15 protein-coding genes are annotated in these 16449 nt (G+C 69.4%); 11 read left to right on the top strand and 4 right to left on the bottom strand.

Annotated elements, in window-relative coordinates:
- The first annotated feature begins 22 nt into the window (after nt 1-22).
- Entirely contained in the window at nt 23-748 is a 726-nt protein-coding gene (locus AC6CKD_RS33070) for an alpha/beta hydrolase (RefSeq protein ID WP_498332496.1), read from the top strand.
- Here the strand turns inward: AC6CKD_RS33070 and AC6CKD_RS33065 are convergent.
- Nucleotides 745-2043 (bottom strand): NsdA family TPR-like regulatory protein, encoded by a 1299-nt coding sequence (locus AC6CKD_RS33065; protein ID WP_498332495.1) that lies wholly within the window; start codon nt 2041-2043, stop codon nt 745-747. The two genes, AC6CKD_RS33070 and AC6CKD_RS33065, sit on opposite strands and share 4 nt — an antisense overlap.
- A 231-nt stretch (nt 2044-2274) precedes the next feature.
- Between AC6CKD_RS33065 and AC6CKD_RS33060 the strand changes: the two genes are divergently transcribed.
- The 3 genes from AC6CKD_RS33060 to AC6CKD_RS33050 all read left to right on the top strand — a co-directional run bounded on the left by AC6CKD_RS33060 (nt 2275) and on the right by AC6CKD_RS33050 (nt 4943).
- Entirely contained in the window at nt 2275-2625 is a 351-nt protein-coding gene (locus AC6CKD_RS33060; protein WP_498332494.1) for a DUF6415 family natural product biosynthesis protein, read from the top strand.
- Between the two features lie 1091 nt (nt 2626-3716).
- Nucleotides 3717-4304, top strand: coding sequence for a hypothetical protein (locus AC6CKD_RS33055; protein WP_498332493.1), 588 nt, complete (start codon nt 3717-3719; stop codon nt 4302-4304).
- Nucleotides 4305-4394: 90 nt separating this feature from the next.
- Entirely contained in the window at nt 4395-4943 is a 549-nt protein-coding gene (locus tag AC6CKD_RS33050) for a hypothetical protein (protein WP_498332492.1), read from the top strand.
- 25 nt (nt 4944-4968) lie between these two features.
- Here AC6CKD_RS33050 and AC6CKD_RS33045 read toward each other — a convergent pair whose 3' ends face one another.
- Nucleotides 4969-5250, bottom strand: a complete 282-nt coding sequence (locus tag AC6CKD_RS33045; RefSeq protein WP_498332491.1) for a hypothetical protein — start codon at nt 5248-5250, stop codon at nt 4969-4971.
- A 144-nt stretch (nt 5251-5394) separates the two neighbouring features.
- Here AC6CKD_RS33045 and tpg point away from each other — a divergent pair, with 144 nt between their 5' ends.
- The 4 genes from tpg (at nt 5395) to AC6CKD_RS33025 (ending at nt 9704) form a co-directional block, all read left to right on the top strand.
- A complete protein-coding gene (gene tpg / locus AC6CKD_RS33040; RefSeq protein ID WP_498332490.1) occupies nt 5395-5952 on the top strand; it encodes a telomere-protecting terminal protein Tpg in 558 nt (185 codons plus the stop codon).
- Nucleotides 5953-6058: 106 nt separating this feature from the next.
- On the top strand, nt 6059-7285 hold the full coding sequence (locus tag AC6CKD_RS33035; RefSeq protein WP_498332489.1) for an ABC-three component system protein: 1227 nt from the start codon (nt 6059-6061) through the stop codon (nt 7283-7285).
- Nucleotides 7285-7761, top strand: coding sequence for a three component ABC system middle component (locus AC6CKD_RS33030; RefSeq protein ID WP_498332488.1), 477 nt, complete (start codon nt 7285-7287; stop codon nt 7759-7761). Before AC6CKD_RS33035 ends, AC6CKD_RS33030 begins: the two co-directional genes overlap by 1 nt.
- A complete protein-coding gene (locus tag AC6CKD_RS33025) occupies nt 7758-9704 on the top strand; it encodes a DUF3732 domain-containing protein (protein WP_498332487.1) in 1947 nt (648 codons plus the stop codon). Before AC6CKD_RS33030 ends, AC6CKD_RS33025 begins: the two co-directional genes overlap by 4 nt.
- A gap of 46 nt (nt 9705-9750) precedes the next feature.
- Here the strand turns inward: AC6CKD_RS33025 and AC6CKD_RS33020 are convergent, their stop codons facing one another.
- Nucleotides 9751-12003 carry a hypothetical protein gene (locus tag AC6CKD_RS33020; protein ID WP_498332486.1) on the bottom strand — a complete coding sequence of 751 codons (2253 nt, stop codon included), beginning with the start codon at nt 12001-12003 and terminating at the stop codon, nt 9751-9753.
- 385 nt (nt 12004-12388) lie between these two features.
- Here AC6CKD_RS33020 and AC6CKD_RS33015 point away from each other — a divergent pair, with 385 nt between their 5' ends.
- The 3 genes from AC6CKD_RS33015 to AC6CKD_RS33005 are packed head-to-tail and all read left to right on the top strand — an operon-like array spanning nt 12389 to nt 15625.
- Entirely contained in the window at nt 12389-12784 is a 396-nt protein-coding gene (locus tag AC6CKD_RS33015; RefSeq protein ID WP_498332485.1) for a hypothetical protein, read from the top strand.
- A gap of 17 nt (nt 12785-12801) precedes the next feature.
- Nucleotides 12802-14208, top strand: coding sequence for a mobilization protein (locus tag AC6CKD_RS33010; RefSeq protein ID WP_498332484.1), 1407 nt, complete (start codon nt 12802-12804; stop codon nt 14206-14208).
- Between the two features lie 37 nt (nt 14209-14245).
- Nucleotides 14246-15625 carry a hypothetical protein gene (locus tag AC6CKD_RS33005; protein WP_498332483.1) on the top strand — a complete coding sequence of 460 codons (1380 nt, stop codon included), beginning with the start codon at nt 14246-14248 and terminating at the stop codon, nt 15623-15625.
- A 146-nt stretch (nt 15626-15771) separates the two neighbouring features.
- Here the strand turns inward: AC6CKD_RS33005 and AC6CKD_RS33000 are convergent, their stop codons facing one another.
- The gene (locus AC6CKD_RS33000; RefSeq protein WP_498332482.1) at nt 15772-16362 is read right to left on the bottom strand and encodes a hypothetical protein; all 591 of its coding nucleotides are present in this window, start codon (nt 16360-16362) and stop codon (nt 15772-15774) included.
- Nucleotides 16363-16449 lie beyond the last annotated feature (87 nt).

Raw genomic sequence — 16449 nt, 5'->3', positions numbered from 1 at the left:
GCAGGGAAGGGCGACGGCTGGGGTGGCGGTGCTGGTGCACGGCGCGGGCGTGACCCGGGAGGAGGGCGGCTTCTTCACCCGGCTGGCCGAAGGGTTGGCGGCGGCCGGGCTGGTGTCGCTGCGGTTCGATCTGCGGGCGCACGGGGCGAGTGGCGGCAGGCCGGCGGACATCACGATGGCGGGTGTGGCCAACGACATCAGGGCGGCCGCTGATCAGTTGCGTGAGCAGTCAGGCCTAGACCGCCCCTTGCACGTGATCGCGGCGTCGTTCTCCGGCGGTGCCGCAGCCCTGCACGCCGGATCGCGCCCGCGGGAAGTCGATCGGCTGGTGCTGCTGAACCCACGTCTGGACTACCGGGACCGATACGTCAATAGCCGCCCGTACTTCGACGGCGACTACATCTCCACCACCGCAGCCCGGGACCTGGATGAGCGCGGCTTTACGGAGAAGTCGCCGTTCGAGCTGGGACGCGCCCTGCACAACGAGGTGTTCTTCCTGGACCCCGAGGTCTACCTCCGCGCGGTGCACGCGCCGGTGCTGCTGGTGCACGGTACGAAGGACACCTTTGTGCCGGTGGAGTCCTCCCGCCGCTACCTGCCACTCTTCGCCGGCCCGGCGGAGTTGGTGGAGCTGGACGGCGCACAGCACGGGTTCGCCGTCCATGAGGATCCCGGCTATGCCGATCCGCAGACGCAAGCGTGGCAGGCGCAGGTCATTGACCGGGTGGCGGGCTTCTTGACCGTTTAGGCGGTCAGGGTGGTGAGTGCCTGGCGTAGTTCGCGTACGGCGGGCCGCCGGGCGTGGGGGCGGAGCTGGGCGGCGGTGCGGCGCAGTTCCCCCAGCGCCTGACCGAACCCCGGGGTGGCGGCGAGGCGGAGTGCGGTCAGGCCGGTGGTGGCGGCCTGGTCGGGTTCGCCTGCGGCGGCCAGCGCGCCGGACAGGTGCGCGGTGAAGAAGGCGCGGTCTCTGGGGGCGAACGCCCCGCGGGCGAGGTGTTGCTGGAGGACGTCGACAGCTTGGGCGGGCTGGCCGGCTTCGCGGTGGCTGATGGCGCTCTGGGCCATCAGCCGGTCGAGGGTGTAGCCGGCGCACAGGGGCCCGGTGCAGGAGGCGGGTTCGGCGGCGCCGGCCTGGTCGAGGGCGTGGTGGGCGGCGTCCAGGGTGCGGTTGACGGTGTCTGCGGGGGCGCCGGTCAGGGCGAGGGCGCGGGCTTCTTGCTGGAGGGCTTCGGCCCGGGCCCGGGGCGGCAGGGTCCAGGGCCCGCGGGCCGCGGCCTGGGCGAGGTCGAGCATCCGTGCCGGATCATGCCGGTCGGTGGCCTGGGCTTTGCGCAGCAGGACGTAGGCGTGCATCGGGCCGTCGCCCGTCAGGGTGGCCCATTCCGCTGCTCGGTCGTGGAAGAAGACCGTGAGATGTGCGGGGGAGCCGGCGTCGCGGTGGAGCCACGCGGTGAACTCCGCCGCCCGCGCACCGACTCCGAGGAGTTCGCGTCGTACGGGTGTGGTGGCGTCGCGGGCGAGGGTGTCGATGACGGTCAGGAGTTCCATCGCGGCCGGCAATACGTGGCGGGGGCCGGTGCTGCTGTCGGTGCGGGCGATGTCGTCGAGAGCCGTGCGTAGATGACCGGCGAGGCTGTGGTCGCCGAAGCGGCGGGCGTTGGCGACTGCGGTCGCCAGCCGGTCCGGGCCGCCGCCGAGCGTGAGCGCGGGCGCCGCGCCGAGCACTCCCCGTAAGAGCAGTCGCCGGTGCACCCCGTCCTCCTCGGGCCTGGTCGTGGTGTCGTCACTGCCGTTCCGGGGCGGGGTGAAGCCGAGTTCTTCGAGGGGCAGGGCGAACATGGACTGCAGGATCCGTCGGGCCTGGCGGTTGGGCCATCCGGGCTTCGAGGACTCCCACCGGCGCACCTGCCGCACATCGACGCCGGCCTCCTCGCCGAGCTGGGCGGCGTGAGCGGTGTACGCGGTGGCGACGTCGCTCTGGCTGTGCCAGCCCCGCTCCAGACGCGCGGCACGGAAAGCGGGATTCCCCGGGCTCTGGGACATCGCGACCCCCATGACGGCTTGCGGACGAAACAGCTCCCGAGCGGAACCAGTAACCCACGACGGTACTCCCGCAAGATGTCCTCGGATGTGTCCTCGTTGCATCCCGCACCTCCCTCTACGGTCCGAGTCAAGGGTTCTGACTGGAGACCAGCAGGGCCGGCCAGGCCCGGGACCAAGGGAGGGAACGTGACCGTACTCGTGCAGGCCCATCCGTTTCAGGTAGTGAGCGAAGTGGACGCAGACCCTGGACTGCCGCTCGACACCGTGGTGATCAGTGAGAGCGTCTCGCTCATCCTCGAACCGCGCGAGGCCCTGCCGTCCACTGCCCTGCGTGCTTTGTGGATGAGCTGGCTCAGCGGCCATTTCGCCCTTCTCCTGCCCGCCCTCACCACATCCTCCAATCCTTCGCCCGAGACCAGGGATGACCAGCTGATCGCGGAGGCCATCGACTTCGTACGCGGAGTACTGGAGCGCGGTCTGCCCGAGGAAGCCGAAGCCGCATACGTACAGCTCCAAGAACTCGCCCGCACCTGCCGCTTCCTCCTCGGGCTCGCCAGCGACCTCTTCCAGGACGACCGGTGAGCCGGCCTCCCGTCTGGCAGCCCACCGTTGCCCAGAGCCGGGCGAGGCAAGCACGACACCGAGCCCGCGCTGGCACGGCGGGTGCGAACACGCTGGTCCGGGAAGACACCGATCACCGGCTGCTGGGACGGGAGGTCGTCCACCCCGCCACGGGCCGCACCGGCACCGTCGCGACCGTACTCGTACGCACAGCGAAGGCGACGGGCCGCATCACAAGCCGGACAGCCCACATGCGGCCTTTGGACGGGTCCGGCCGCGAGTGGACGGCAGACCCCCGCGAGCTGAAGCTCCTGCGCCACCTCGCGCCGGACATGCCCGCAGGCACCCGGTGAACGGTGCCCTGCCTGTGGCTCGACGCCGGTGCCGAGGAGCGGCCCGCCGTCCGCTGAAGCGGCGGGCCGGCTGTGCCGATCCTCAGCGTCCGCTGAGCGTCAGGACGCCGAGGACCCACCGGTGAACGGCATGCGGTAGCGGCTGCCACCGCGGCCGCGATGGCGTCCGCTGCTTGGAAGTGGGCGTAACCGAGCGGCTGCTGAATCGTTTATCCATATCGTCGCGTCAGATGCACACCGCTCCCCCCTTGCGGTACCGCGGCTGACAGCCCCGGGACACCCCCCTGTCCCGGGGCTTGCCATGTTCTGACAGCCACGTGCGGCAAGGCCCAGCGCTCGTTCGAAGCACCGCGAGCCCGGCAGGATCTATACGCCGGGTCGGGTCCCCATCGGTGCTCATGCGCGAGGTAGGGAACACAGCGAGCGAAGGGCGTTGGGTGAAGGCGGACCGGGCGCGGCGCCACCGGCCGCTCAGGACTGCTGCGGCTCTGCCGGGCCGGTGCCCCCACCCCTTCGGGAGCACCGGCCCGGCTCACCCGAACTTCCGCCCCGCGCCCCGCTCGCCCGACGGTCACCACGTCTATCCCTTCCGGGCGGAACCGTGCCGGGCCTTGCCCACGCGCACCCCGAGGCAGGCAACCGGCCCGCGCGATGAAGCTCAGGCTGCCCGCGGACACCACGTCAACCTGCAACTGTCCGCAAGGGTGATGCCGTCGAGAGCCGCTGCAGGGTGCCCGGCCGTTCTGCTTCACTTCGCCCATGAACGACACCTGCGAGGCCCTCGACCGCGCCGTCACCGCGCTCGCCACGGGCTCGGACCAGACGCAGAGGCAGTCCGTCCAAGCCCTGGTGTCGATCGCCCTCAACGAACCAGTCCACCGCCAGCAGGCGCTCACCGCCCTCGAAGACTTCACCACGAGCAATCCCGGCGCGCGCTCCGACGCCGTGGTCTCGGCGCGCACCGCCCTCTGCGGCTTCGACCCCCAGCGTGCCGCCCGCGCACTCAGGGCCCTCGAAGGCTCGGCAGTCGCATTCCTGGCCACCTCGGTCGTGGCCGGCTCCGTCTTCGGCGGCAGCGGCGTGACCCGGGTCCTGATCACCGTGGCCGTCTGGGTCGTGCTCCTGACCGCAGCCGCGGCCTTCCATCACCTGTGGCAGCCCTACCTGGGGGCGTGGGTGCTCCTGCCCAAGAAAGTGCGCTGGCTCCGCGCCCTGCTCGTTCTGCTGCTCGTCACCTTCCTCACCAGCGGGTTCCGGGCCGCGCCGGACTCCCTTGGCAGTGCCCTCCTGTGCACCGTGGGTGCAGGCATGGCGGGGTGGCTGCTCTGGTCGAGGAAGCCGTCCTGACTGTCCGACGCTCTGCCGGGATGCGCGCGTGTGGCGGCCGGCCTCCCACAGCGGCGTGCCCGGACAGTCGTGCGCGGAGTTAGTCCAGGCATGAAGATCCAGTTCCTCACGATGGCCGCTCTCGCCGCGGCCGTACTGCCCATCACCCTGGCCGGACCCGCTGGCGCCACCGCGCCCGACATCAAGGTCAAGACCGGCCAGGGCCTCAACGCCTGCCCCGCCGAAACCCTCTGTGTGTACGAAGGCGAGCACTACAACGCCGCCAAGCCCGGACGTATCTGGCTGCTCGCCCGCAACGCCCGCGCCGCCGAGCAGCCGGACTGGAACCTCAAGGGCCACAAGGCCGAGAAGCTGGGCCGCTCCGCCTACAACCACCAGCGGGAGTGGATGGCCACACTGCGCCAGGGCCACACGCTCGCCGAGTCCAGCGAGGTAGTGATGATGCCCCGGGGCGCGAAGCTCCCCAGCCTCAACAACGTGGACGGCGCGCACGGCGGCCGCAAGGTGACGCAGAAGAGGGCCGGCGGCTCCGGCGGAAGGGTTCACTACGAGTTCAGGGACGCGACCGTCAACCTGAACGGTCGCGTCGGCTCAGTCGAGATGGTCCCCTCGGTCACGACGTCGGGCGCGGCTCGCTGACAGGCCGAGCCCGTGAAGTAGGGGTTCAGCCCGACGTGGTCGGCCGGTCGTCGTAGTTGAAGGCGGCATCGGACGCAGGTGAGTACCCCGGATCCCAGCCCGGGGTACTCACCTGTTCGGTGCCTCCATCGTCGTAGCCGCCTTCTTCGGGACTCCAGTGAACGTTCGCGTAGACGAGAACCTCTACGTCCGGCTCGCCGGGGGTGCGCCGGAGCCGGCAGGGGCCGGTCGACAGGAAGAGGTCCGAGATACGGCGAGAGGCTTCAAGCGCCGCCTTCTCAGGGCCCCGGATCTCGATCGTGATCACGCTCTCGTCATCCATGCTCCAGGAACCCGCCAACGACGGAGCCGGTTCCGCCCGGCCGCGAGGTCCACCCCATCGAGTGCCACCGCGAGCGGAGCTTGCCGCCGGATACCGTGACCTCCTACGAACACAACGGGGGGCGGCACAGTGGGCATCGTCGGGGACAGTCTGGACCGCGCCGCCGCGACCAAAGGCACCCGGCCGATCCCCAAGTCCGCCGGCGCCCAGATCCGCTACCTCGTCAAGCAACACAAGGGCTCCACCAAAGCCGTCGCCACCCTCCTGGCCATCTCCCAACGCACCGTCGAGCGGTACGTCAAGGACCAGATCAAAACCCCGCGCCCCGAACTCGCCGAACGCCTCACCGCCGAGGTGACCCGCCGCTGGCAGCCCCTGGTCAAGAAGCGCGCCCGCCAGCAGGCCGCGAAGCACACCGGCCTGGTCATCGAGACCCGGGCCCGCTTCGGGTTCACCGCCGCGCCCGGCACGACCGACGACGGACGGATGCGGCGCATCACGCAGCACGTTCCGCCCGAGTACGCGGGCCGCCTGTTCACCGCGCAGGAGGCCGGAGCGACGGAGGTCGAACTCCAGCGGATCGCTGCCGAAGCCCTCCAGGAGGCCTACTTCAAGGACAGCGGCCGCCGTGCCGACGAGCTGCTCGTCGAGTTCACCGACATCGACTACCTGGACTTTGGCTACTGACGGACTAGCAGTGGTTGTCCCCTGTAGTCACGTTTAGGTATAGCCATGTGCTGATCGTCAGCGTCGTGAAATGATCTCGGGGTCGGTCGGGCGAAGAGGGTGGGCGATGGCAGACACCGGTGAGCAGTATGAAGCGTCAGCCTCGGCGCTCGGATACCTCTTCCAGTTCGCGAAAGCTCTGCACATCTGCATCGAGCAGTGGATGAGCGGTGACATGGCCTGGAATGTTGCGGTCGAAGCGGCCGACGACATCGAGATCCACCAGGGTGCAGGTGATCGGCGCCTGATTCAGCTCAAGCAACGGGCTGCGGGTGTTCGGATGACCGATCTGTCCGAGGACCTCTGGAAGACGCTCCGGATCTGGGCGGAAGCCGCCAAGGCCGACCGGATCGTGCTCGCCGAGACCAGGCTGTTCCTGCTGACCACGGCCGAGATCCCGGAGGGCAGCGCGGCGTTCTACCTGCCACCCCGAGGTAGCCAACACCGCGATGAAGAACGCGCCCTGAATCTGCTCCGCGAAGCCCGCAAGACCTCGAAGGCAACGAAGGGCCCTCTACCGAAGTGCTTCGAGGCCTTCGACAACCTGGACCAAGGCGACAGGCCGCTGCAAAGCTCCTTGATGTCCCGCATCGAGATCCTCAGTGGCACCCCCGACATCAACGAGGTGCGTAGCGCGCTGCAGGGCCTTGCCGCCTTTGCCGCCGGGCACGAGGCGGCGCAGGCCTTCCTCTCCCGGCTGGAGGGCTGGTTCTACAACCGGGTGATCGAGCAGATGCAGACGCCGGGAGGGAGGCCGGTCACCGGCAGCGAGTTCGATGAGATGCTCTCCGACCTGCAGCGCCAGTTCCGCTACGACAACCTTCCGATCGACGCCGACATCTCTGACATGGCCTTCGACCCTTCCCAGAAAGCCGACCAGCAGTTCGTTCGCCAGCTGGGCCTTATCGGTGTCGGCACCGAGCGGATCGAACTCGCAGTGCGGGACTACGTCCGGGCCTTCACTCAACGATCCCGCTGGTCGGGCGAGAATCTGCTGCGGGCCGGCGAACTCGGCAAGTACGAGCGCAAACTCGTTGAGGAGTGGCGTTCCCGCTTTGTCGAGATGGCGGAAGAACTCGGCCCCGAGGTCACGGAAGAAGAGAAGAAGAAGGAAGCCAGGCGCATCTACCGCTGGGTAGACCTTGAGGCTCGCTTCCCCATCCGCTCAGGGTGCGACGAGAGCTTCGTGACCAAGGGCTCCTACCACATGCTCGCCGATGAGCTCAAAGTCGGATGGCACCCGGACTACTCCGCACGCCTCATAGCGCTCCTTGAGCCGGCCCGGACCCGCTGATGGAACTGAGCCGTGAGGAACGTGCCCTCTACAACCCCGCCTTCACCGCACTGCTCTGCATCCGCGCCGTGCAAGGCCACGAGAAGGCGTACAAGACTCCCTGTCCACTCCCCGTAGCCGTCACCGCCAGCATCATGGCCCTGCAGCCCGCAGTCAGGCACGCCCTGCCGGCAACAACGGGCACCGGTCTGATGGGATGGCTCGAAGCCAACCAGCACGTGCGCGTCGAGATGTCCCGCAACGCCACGGCACTCGCCGCTGTGGTCCGGCCGGGACTCCTGTTCGCTCTGCAGTCCCGTGCCGTGTACTGCACCACCACAGGGCTCTTCCTCAAGCCGCGCGCCGTGCCACAGGCCATCGGCGACGGCACGCGGGAGACCCGCGCCATCCAGCAGGCAGCCGTCTTGCTCGGGCGCTGGCTGCCCAGCACCGGCAGCCTCGGTACAGTCCTGACCCTCCTGGGAGTCCAGCCGTGACCTTTCAGATCCGCTCGGTCACCATCTATGGCAAGCAGCCCGGCCAGGTGCACACGGTGCCCTTCAAAACCGGCGGTCTCAACATCGTCACCGGCGACTCCCGCCGCGGCAAAAGCGCCCTGCTGACGATCATCGACTACTGCCTTGCCAGCTCCGAGTACCCCGTAAAATCCGGCGTGGTCCGCGACTACGTCGGCACCTTCGCGATAACCCTGGTCAAGCCCGGCCAGCAACTCTTCGTCGCCCGCCGCGCCCCCGAGGGCAAGAAGGGCGTCAGCACCGTCCTGTGTGTCCTCTCGCAGGCACCCGGCTCGCCACCTCCGCCCCTGGACGACCTGCGCTTCGTCACACCAAGGGACGTCGCCAAGGACCTTCTGAGCGACTTCTGCGGTATCGACCGCAACATCCGTGTTCCCGCCGTCGGTCGCGCAACGACCATCGCACCGTCCGTCCGCCACGCGCTGTTCTTCTGCTTCCAGGCCCAGAACGAGGTCGCCAACGAAGACGTCCTCTTCCATTCCCAGGGCAAGGAATGGCTGCCGAACACCATCCGCGGCGTCATCCCCTACTTCCTCGGCGCGATCGACCGCGAGCAAGCACTCCTCCGCAGCCGACTGCGCCTCGCACGCAAAGACCTTTCCACCCACGAAGCGAAACTGGTCGCCGCGAACGCATTTGCCCCGGCTGCCGGCCAGGCCCAGGCACTGGTCATCGAAGCCGTCGAAGCAGGCCTCCTTCCCACTGATGCCAACCGCGAGACGAGCGCCGAAGAAGCCCCGCGACTCCTGCGGCAGGCGCTCCTCCACAGAGGCCCCCAGGCCGGCCCCGAGCCGACAGACGACCCCATCAGTGAACTGCGCACCCGCCGCAGCGAGCTGAGGAGCCTCGCGAACAGAACACGGGCGCGGATCGCCGACCTCAAAACAGCCCTGGCGGAGAACGGTGAATTCACCGAACAAGCAAACGAGCAGCGCGCTCGTCTGGCCACCCTTGGCCTGCTCAAGAGCGGCCTTCTGGATAGCCCGTACGGCGCCCACTGCCCCGTATGTGCCGGTCCGGTCACGCACCCTTCAGTCACTGCAGCGGCACTGACGACGGAGCTTGAGCACCTCCAAAGCGACCTTCACGCCATTGGCAGGAACACTCCAGCCATAGAGGAAATGGTCAGCGACGAAGAGGACCGGCTACAAGAAATCCGCTCGGAACTGGCCCGCAATCAGGAACAGATCAACGAAGTGACAGCAGCCTTCCGGGCCCTGGACGGGGAACCCGACGACATACGCCGGACCGCCCTCGTGCAGGGCCGCATCAGTCTCTACCTGGACACCGCAGCACAGCTCGCCATCGGCCCTCGGGTAGAAGACCGAACCGAAGAGCTGCGGACCCGGATCGCGGAGCTGGAGACGCTCCTCAGCGAAGATTCCCAGGGCGATCGCCTGACCAGCTTCCTTTCACTGATCAACCAGGAGATCAGGTCCAAGGCGCAGGAACTCGCACTGGAACACTCCAGTGCCATGCTCCGCCTCGACGTGAACCGCCTCACCGTGGTGGCCGACACCCCCGATGGGCCGATTCCGCTGAAGAACATGGGCAGCGGGGACAACCACCTCGGGTATCACGTGGCTACGCTCCTCAGCCTCCACGAGTGGTTCGCTGAGAACGACAACCCGGTGCCGGGCGTGCTCATTCTTGACCAGCCCTCGCAGGTGTACTTCCCGCCCGACCACGTTGGCGAAGTGGTACTGGAGAGCGACGACCGGATCCTTCTGCTGAACATCTTCAAGGCCATCCACAGGACGATCCGCAGGCTTGGCGGAAAGCTACAGGTCATCGTCATGGAGCACGCCGACTTGGAGGACCCCGCCTTCAGCAACCACGTCGAGCACCGGTGGCGCCGACGTGACGGACAGGCACTCGTTCCCGCCGAATGGATCGGATCCTGAGAATCTCTGGACTCAGAACAGACCCCGAATACGCCTGCGGCGCCAATTAGGTCCTCGGCTCCGGACCGGGAGCGGAGGCCTGCTGGGAGCTTTCCCGCCGTGGCTGGGGAGGGGTGGCCGCCAGCCTCCGTCGGGCCAGGGCTGCGCGGCGCTCCGCGAGGCCGGGGCGGAGCTGAGGCTCGTGGAGGACGAGGAGTTCGAGCCCGGCGCGGTCGCACAGTTCGCGTGCCTCGTTCTGGAGGTCTTCGTCGATGATGTCGGTGGCGGCCATGAGGTGGATGTCAGCGCCGAGTCGTTTGCTGAGCGCGACGTCGCGGGCGACCTGCTCGTTCTTGGTGAACTCTTCTGCCTTGATCTTCACCTCACCGGCCAGGACCCTGCCCTCGTGGATACCGAACACGTCGACCTCGTTCTTCCCGTCGTCGAAGAACACATCGACGCCGGGCAGGAGGTAGGTGGAAGGGTCAAGGTCCCTAAGGGTGGCGAGGACCAGCAGATGTGGGAGCACACCATTGTCGACGGCCCGGTCGATGAACCCGTTGAGGCGGTAGACGATCTCGACAGCCTTCCCGTTCTCCCGCTGGTAAAGATCCGGCGCGGAACACGCAGGGCAGACGGCGGCTCCGCTGGTCGCCTGCAGAGAAATGAAGCTGTCTACGCGGCACTGCTTGCAATCCAGCTCCAGTCCGCGCTCCGCCCATCCCTGCGCGCACGCGGCTTCCAGCGCAGGAGTGACATCGGAAGCGTTCCAGTTGTGCAGAGTGTTGATCGCTGAGCGGAACTTCCGGTCCTGGCGACCTCCCCACTCACGCGCCACCTCCTTGGCGTCTTCAATCGGCAGCCAGTCGGGGTAAAGGCGATGGAGCTCTCTGAGGAAGTGCTCGGTTCGCTCTGTCTTCAGCGCAGTCAGCGATTCGGTGACGAGGACGTCGCGCAGAACGCTGAGGTCGGACTGCTCGCTGATGGTCATGCCGATCGTGCCGGGGACCGAAGGCGTGAAGCTGCGGGTGGTCTCGGCCAGCAGCCGGGGGACAACCTCATAAGGCCTCGGGACGGACAGGGTCAGGCGTGGGTGGTCCAGCCAGGGAAGCCGCACCGGGATCTGCAGCTGATCACCGTGCCAGGTTGCCGCCTCCGCCGACGGATACGTGCCCTTCTCGGTGATCATCCGAGCCACGACGCCTTTGCGGGGGAGCTTGTCGAAGGGCTCGCCCCGCAGCCGCAGGAGGGCTGCTGCGGGGAAGCGCGGGACGACGGGCAGCACTACATCCAGGCGGCTCGGGCCGGCGAATTGATGAAAGGTGTTCCTCTTCATCTGTCCCCAGCTGCGCCGAAACAACTCAGGCTCGAAGCTGTTGTCGACCGTGTACGTCTGCGGCTCACCCGTCCCCGGACGAAGGCCGCTCGGATGCGCTCCAACGACATCGCCTTCGGCTACAAGTCCGGCCCTGCGGGCGGCATCGTGGAGTGCGGCTTCTGGAAGGCTCCGGCTGAGCAGGACTACCCTCTGCTGTGCCCGGCTTGCCGAGTAGGCCTGAGCGATCTGTAGGTCGTTGGCGAAGTTGAGCCAGTTCGCCGGCGCCTCTGCGGGGAACAGCAGGATTGGCATGTCGGTGTGAGCATGCGACCGCATAGCGCGGGCGTTCCAGAACCACAGGCAGTCCGCCAGCGAATCAGGTTCAGCAATGACCACGACGATCGGGTTCGCACCTCGCAGGCCATCGTGTGAACTCCGGTGCTCATGGAATCCCTCCATGCCCCTCTGCAACACGGTGGCAGACGAACCCTGCGCCGTGCCGAGCTGTGCGAGCTGCATGGGCAAAATCGGTGCGCAACCGTCGAAGTCCGCCGGAGTTTCGTAGATGCCGGCCACAGCGGCGGCCCACAAGGGATGGGACGGGTCTGCACGAAAAGACGGGTCTGCCGAACCCCTGAGTAGGCTCGCGGACACATCTTCCGGACGGCTGGTGAACTGCCAGATGCCCCTGGAATGCATCTCCCCGATGGGCACTATGGGCAGGCTCCAGGAGGTTGCGAGGTCCGACGCCACGGCCGCGTCTGCATCGACGTTCACTACGGCCTGGACATCCGCGATCCGAACCAGCATCGCCACATGCTGCCCGCCCGCAGTCGCGGTCGCTTCAATGATGGGTTCGGTCATCCCACCCCATCGATGACTGGCCGATCGCACAGCGGCACGGAAGCCGTCGGAGCTTCCCTCCGCGATCAGGTACGCGACCCGTGCGGGCAGTACCGCAACCTCGATGAGGCGATGACCGAGGTACTCCTGATGTCCCATTTGGCCACCCAACCAGATGACACCTCGGCACGTGGCCGGTTTGCGTAGCTGGGGTCCAACCTGTGGGTGGTCGTCGCTTCGTGTTGCCCCGGGTTGGGGTGGGTGGTGTTGGGGGGTTGGGGTTTTGGGGGTGGTGTTGGGGGGTGGGGTGTTGCGTGGTGGTGGGTTGGGGTGGGGGGTGTGGGGGTCGCTGGTGTGGGTGGTGTCGGGGCGTGGTCGACGGTTTTCCGGGTGGTCGGGTGCGGCTGGCTGGGAGGATTTTTCATGCAATAGAAAAGGGGAGCCAGTTAGTGCGTAATGGAACATTACGCACTAACGATCTTGATTCTGTTCCGGTGAGGAACACGGATTCCGGCTTCCTTGGGATGTACGGGAGCGAGGGCTTGTGGTGGCAGATGAGGGTCCGGTCCGGCGCCGTGAACGTCAGGCGGGTCAGGTACGCGGGCATCGGCTGAACGTCGCGTTTTCCGAGGCGGAGATCGAGGTTGTGCGGCAGGCGGCTGCGGGGGAGTCGATGGCGCCGACCGCGTGGGCGGGGCACGCGGTGATGGCCGTCGCACAGGAGCTTCTGGTGCCGGTGTCGGCGGAGCGGGCGGACGTCTTGCGCGAGCTGGTGCGGGCGCGTGCGGGGCTGCGGGAGATCGCGGTCCGCCTCGACCGGCATGCTGCGGCCGGCGTCGCCGATGGCAGCGTCGAGGAGGTTTTCGCGCGGGTGCGGGCGGCGGTGGTGCGGGTGGATGAGGCGACGCTTCAGGTGATGCGGGAGCGCCGTTCCCGGTGATGCCGAAGAAGCCGGACATGGGCGATGACACCTACGAGCTGCTCGACTACCTCTTCGGCCCGGGGAAGCAGGATGAGCACACCGACCCGCATTTGGTGACCGCCTTCGACCCCCATCTCCCGTGCCCGGTCCGGCAGCCGGCGGCGACGTCGCTCCAGGATCTCGCCGACCTCCTGGACGCCCCCGTGGAGGCGCTGCGCGGAGTGCGCCCGGTCAAGCACGTATGGCACGTCTCGGTCCGCAACCACGACGACGACCGGGTCCTGTCCGACGTGGAGTGGGGGGAGGTGGCGGCCGCGATGGTGGACGCCGCGGGCATCGCCCCGTACGGCGACGAACAGGCCTGCCGGTGGATCGCCGTGCGCCACGCCCCCGACCACATCCACCTCCTGGCAACCCTCGCCCGCGTCGACGGACGCCAGCCCCGCCTGCGCGGCGACATCATCGCGATGCACGCCGCCGCCCGCGCCTTCGAGGCCCGCTGGAACCTCACCCCGATGTCCCCCGGCGACCGGACCGCGCGCCGCGCACCGGCCACGGGAGAGAAGGCGAAGGCGGACCGCCGGGGCCTGGTGGAGACCGCCCGGGAGTCCCTGCAGCGCACGGTCCGTCAGGCCGCCGCCCTCGCCGTGGGGGACACCGATTTCCTGGAGCGACTGCGCGACGGAGGGCTGCGTGTGCGCGAGCGCCGCGACGACGAAGGCGTCCTCGTCGGGTACGCGGTCGCGCTGCCCGGGGACCGGGCCGACGGCGGAAGCCGGCCCGTCTGGTTCTCCGGCAGCTCGCTCGCCTACGACCTGTCCCTGCCGCGGGTCCGCGAACGCTTCGACATCCCGGTGGGCGCGCAGGAGTGGGCGCGGGCGGAGGCCCGTATCCGGGAGGCGGCCGGTCTGCTGGGGCGGGCCGGGCAGGCGGAGGGCGCGGGGGATGTGGCCGCGCTGGGCGACCTCCTGGTCGCCGCCGCCGTCCACGCCCCCGCTCTGGTCCGGGCACGGTTGCAGGCGGCGGCGGAGGCCTTCGAGCAGGCCGGCCGCGCACCGGGCGAGCGCTCCCTGACGGGGCAGGCACGGGCGGGATGGCGGGCCTCCGCGCGCGCGTTGGAACGCGCCCCGCGCACCGCACGCGGCGGCGGCGCCGCCGTGGTCCTGACGCTGCTCCTGGCCCTGGTGGAGGCGGTGGAGGCCGCCCGGCTGTGGCACGAGGCGAAGGAGTACCGGGCGCAGGCGAAGGCGGCGGCCGCCGCCGGGCTGCTGCTCCGCGAAGCCGCGACGGCGGCGGGCGCCCCCGCCGCCCGTACGGGACGTACAGCGCCTTCGCGTACACGTACCTCGGGCCGTGGCCCAGCACCGTCGCCGCGCGTTAGCCCGGTAGCACCGCGCACGCCGCCCGGTCCGGAGCGGCCGGGCCCGTCCCGGTCCCGCTGACCGCGCAATCCGTCGAACTCCGAGGAGCCTCCTGCTGATGGCCACCCCCGCCCCCATGCCCGTCGGCGAGCCGTTCTCCGAAGCGCTCGCCGAGGCCGCGCAGTCCGCCGCCCTCGCGATGCGCCTGTTCTTCACCGTCGCCGACGCGGTCCGCCGCGCCGCCCAGAAGGCCCGCCAGGGCAAGGAGGACGAACTCGGCGAGGACACGGCGAAGCTCGCCCCGGGCTGGGCCGAGGCACAGCTGCGCCCGGTTCTGGACGCGGGCGTGCTCGGCGACCTGATGAAGGGGGAGGACTGGCCGCAGATGGCCCGCCAGCTTGTCCTGCTCCAGCAGGCCGGCGTCGACATGAGCGTCTTCCTGCCCCAGCTCGGCACGGTCGCCTCCACCGTCCAGCGGGCCGTCGAGGCGAACTCGGCGACCATCAAGGCCGCGGGCACCGACCGGTGGGCCGACCAGCTCCGCGCGACGATGCCCGAAGGGATCGTCCGCGACGCGATCCTCGCCTCCCCGGCCTGGCCCGACATCGCCGCCGCCATGGACCACCTCCACGGCCAGGGCGTGGACGTGACCCGCCTGCTCGCCGACGCACACGCCGCGGGCGTCGGCGTCGACCAGGCGGTGGCCGCCGTCCTCGCCGCCGCACCAGCGCGCGCCGCCGCACCCGCACCCGCACCCGCTGCTGCGCCCGCGCCCACCGCTGCCACGGCACCGGGGCCGGGTGAGGTCCCGGCCGCGCGCACGGCCGAAGCCCACGATCCGTGGGCGCCGCCGCCCGCTTCGGCGAAAGCACCCGCGCCCACACCCGGGCCCGCCCCGACGCCCGCGCCTGCCCCTGCGGCCCCTGCGGCCCCTGCTCCGGCCCCGGAGGCGGTGGTGGTGTCCGAAGACGCGCGCCGCTACTGGGGCCCGCTGACCGAGGGCCTTGTCCTGCCCGCCAACCTCGACCTCGACCTCGGCGTACGGGACAAGGCCCTGGACCAGCTCGGTGTCCGCCCGGCCGTGCACGCCCGGATCGTCTCCACGGTCAAGGACGTCCTGGGCGAACGCGACGGTGGTCTCCTGGTGGGTGCCCGCCCGTGGCCGCTGCTGGCCGCCCGCATGCAGCAGATCGGCGAGGCCCACGGCCCGGCAGCGGTCGCCGACCATCTGGCACGCCTCACCGGCGACGAGTCCTGGCGTACGGGTCCGCCCGGTGAGTACGCCCGCCGCATGGTCCTGTCCACCCACCAGGCCCTCACCACGCCCCTCGACACACCGCTGGTGGCCACACCCCCGGTCTCGGCGGCCGCCGCGCGTTCCCGCTCCACCACCCCGGCCGCCGCCCCTGGCACGGCGGGCGCGGCGCCGGATGGGCCTGCCATGCCCGCGTACCGGCAGGCCGTTTCGCGCGTCAAGGGGACAGGCCGTACGCGGTGATGGCGGGGGTTCCCCTCGAACGTGGATGGCGGGGTGTCCGGGCGCGCTTTCGGAGGAAGCGCAGCAGCATGCGGTCCGGGTGGCGGGGCGGGTCCGGCAGGTGACCGGGTTTTCGTCGACGAAAACGATCGGAGAGGCGCCGTTCCTCAGCGGGCGTGGAGGGTGTGGTGCAGGGCGGTGCGCAGGATGTGTCCGGTGGTGGTGATGTGGGCTGTGATCCGGGTGCGTTCGGTGAGGGCTTCGGGTGGTGCGGCGGATCCGGTGGGCCACACGTCCTTCCAGTTCTCCAGGGCTTGGACGTGCGGTTGGTTGGTCCAATAGACCCCGCGCTGGAGGGGCGTCCAGAGGGCCTCTGAGAGGCTTACGACGAGCCGGGCGGTGAGCCCGGTACCCGAGTGGGGTCCGGCGCCCCCTAGGGTCTGTCCGGCCCGCTGGGCGCCATCGGGGATCGGGTCCCACTTCCGTAGCAGGCCGCGGTGTTCGAGTTCGGTGCGGAGCGCGGGAGCGAGCGCGTGGAGCCGGCTGACGCGGTGCCGGCCGCTCTCGCGGAGCCGGTCGCGCTCGGCGCGGATCCGCACGCGGGCCGCACGGAGTTCGGGCCCGCGCAGCGCGAGGAGGTTCGCGTCCTGTTCGGCGCTGGCCTGCCAGCGGGTCTCGGCGGTCTGCTGCTTCTGGACCAGGGCGTCGAGCCGGTCAAGGTCAGCGGGGGAGACCGCTACGACCATGAGGTGTGCCATGAGCCCATCCTCCCCTGGGAGATGGGGCCCGGAACCGGTCCACCCCCTCGCCCTCTTCGCACAGCCGGTCCTCTGTATCTATATAGA

The organism is Streptomyces sp. GQ60 (genome assembly GCF_059758875.1).
This window is presented reverse-complemented; position numbering and strand designations above follow the sequence as displayed.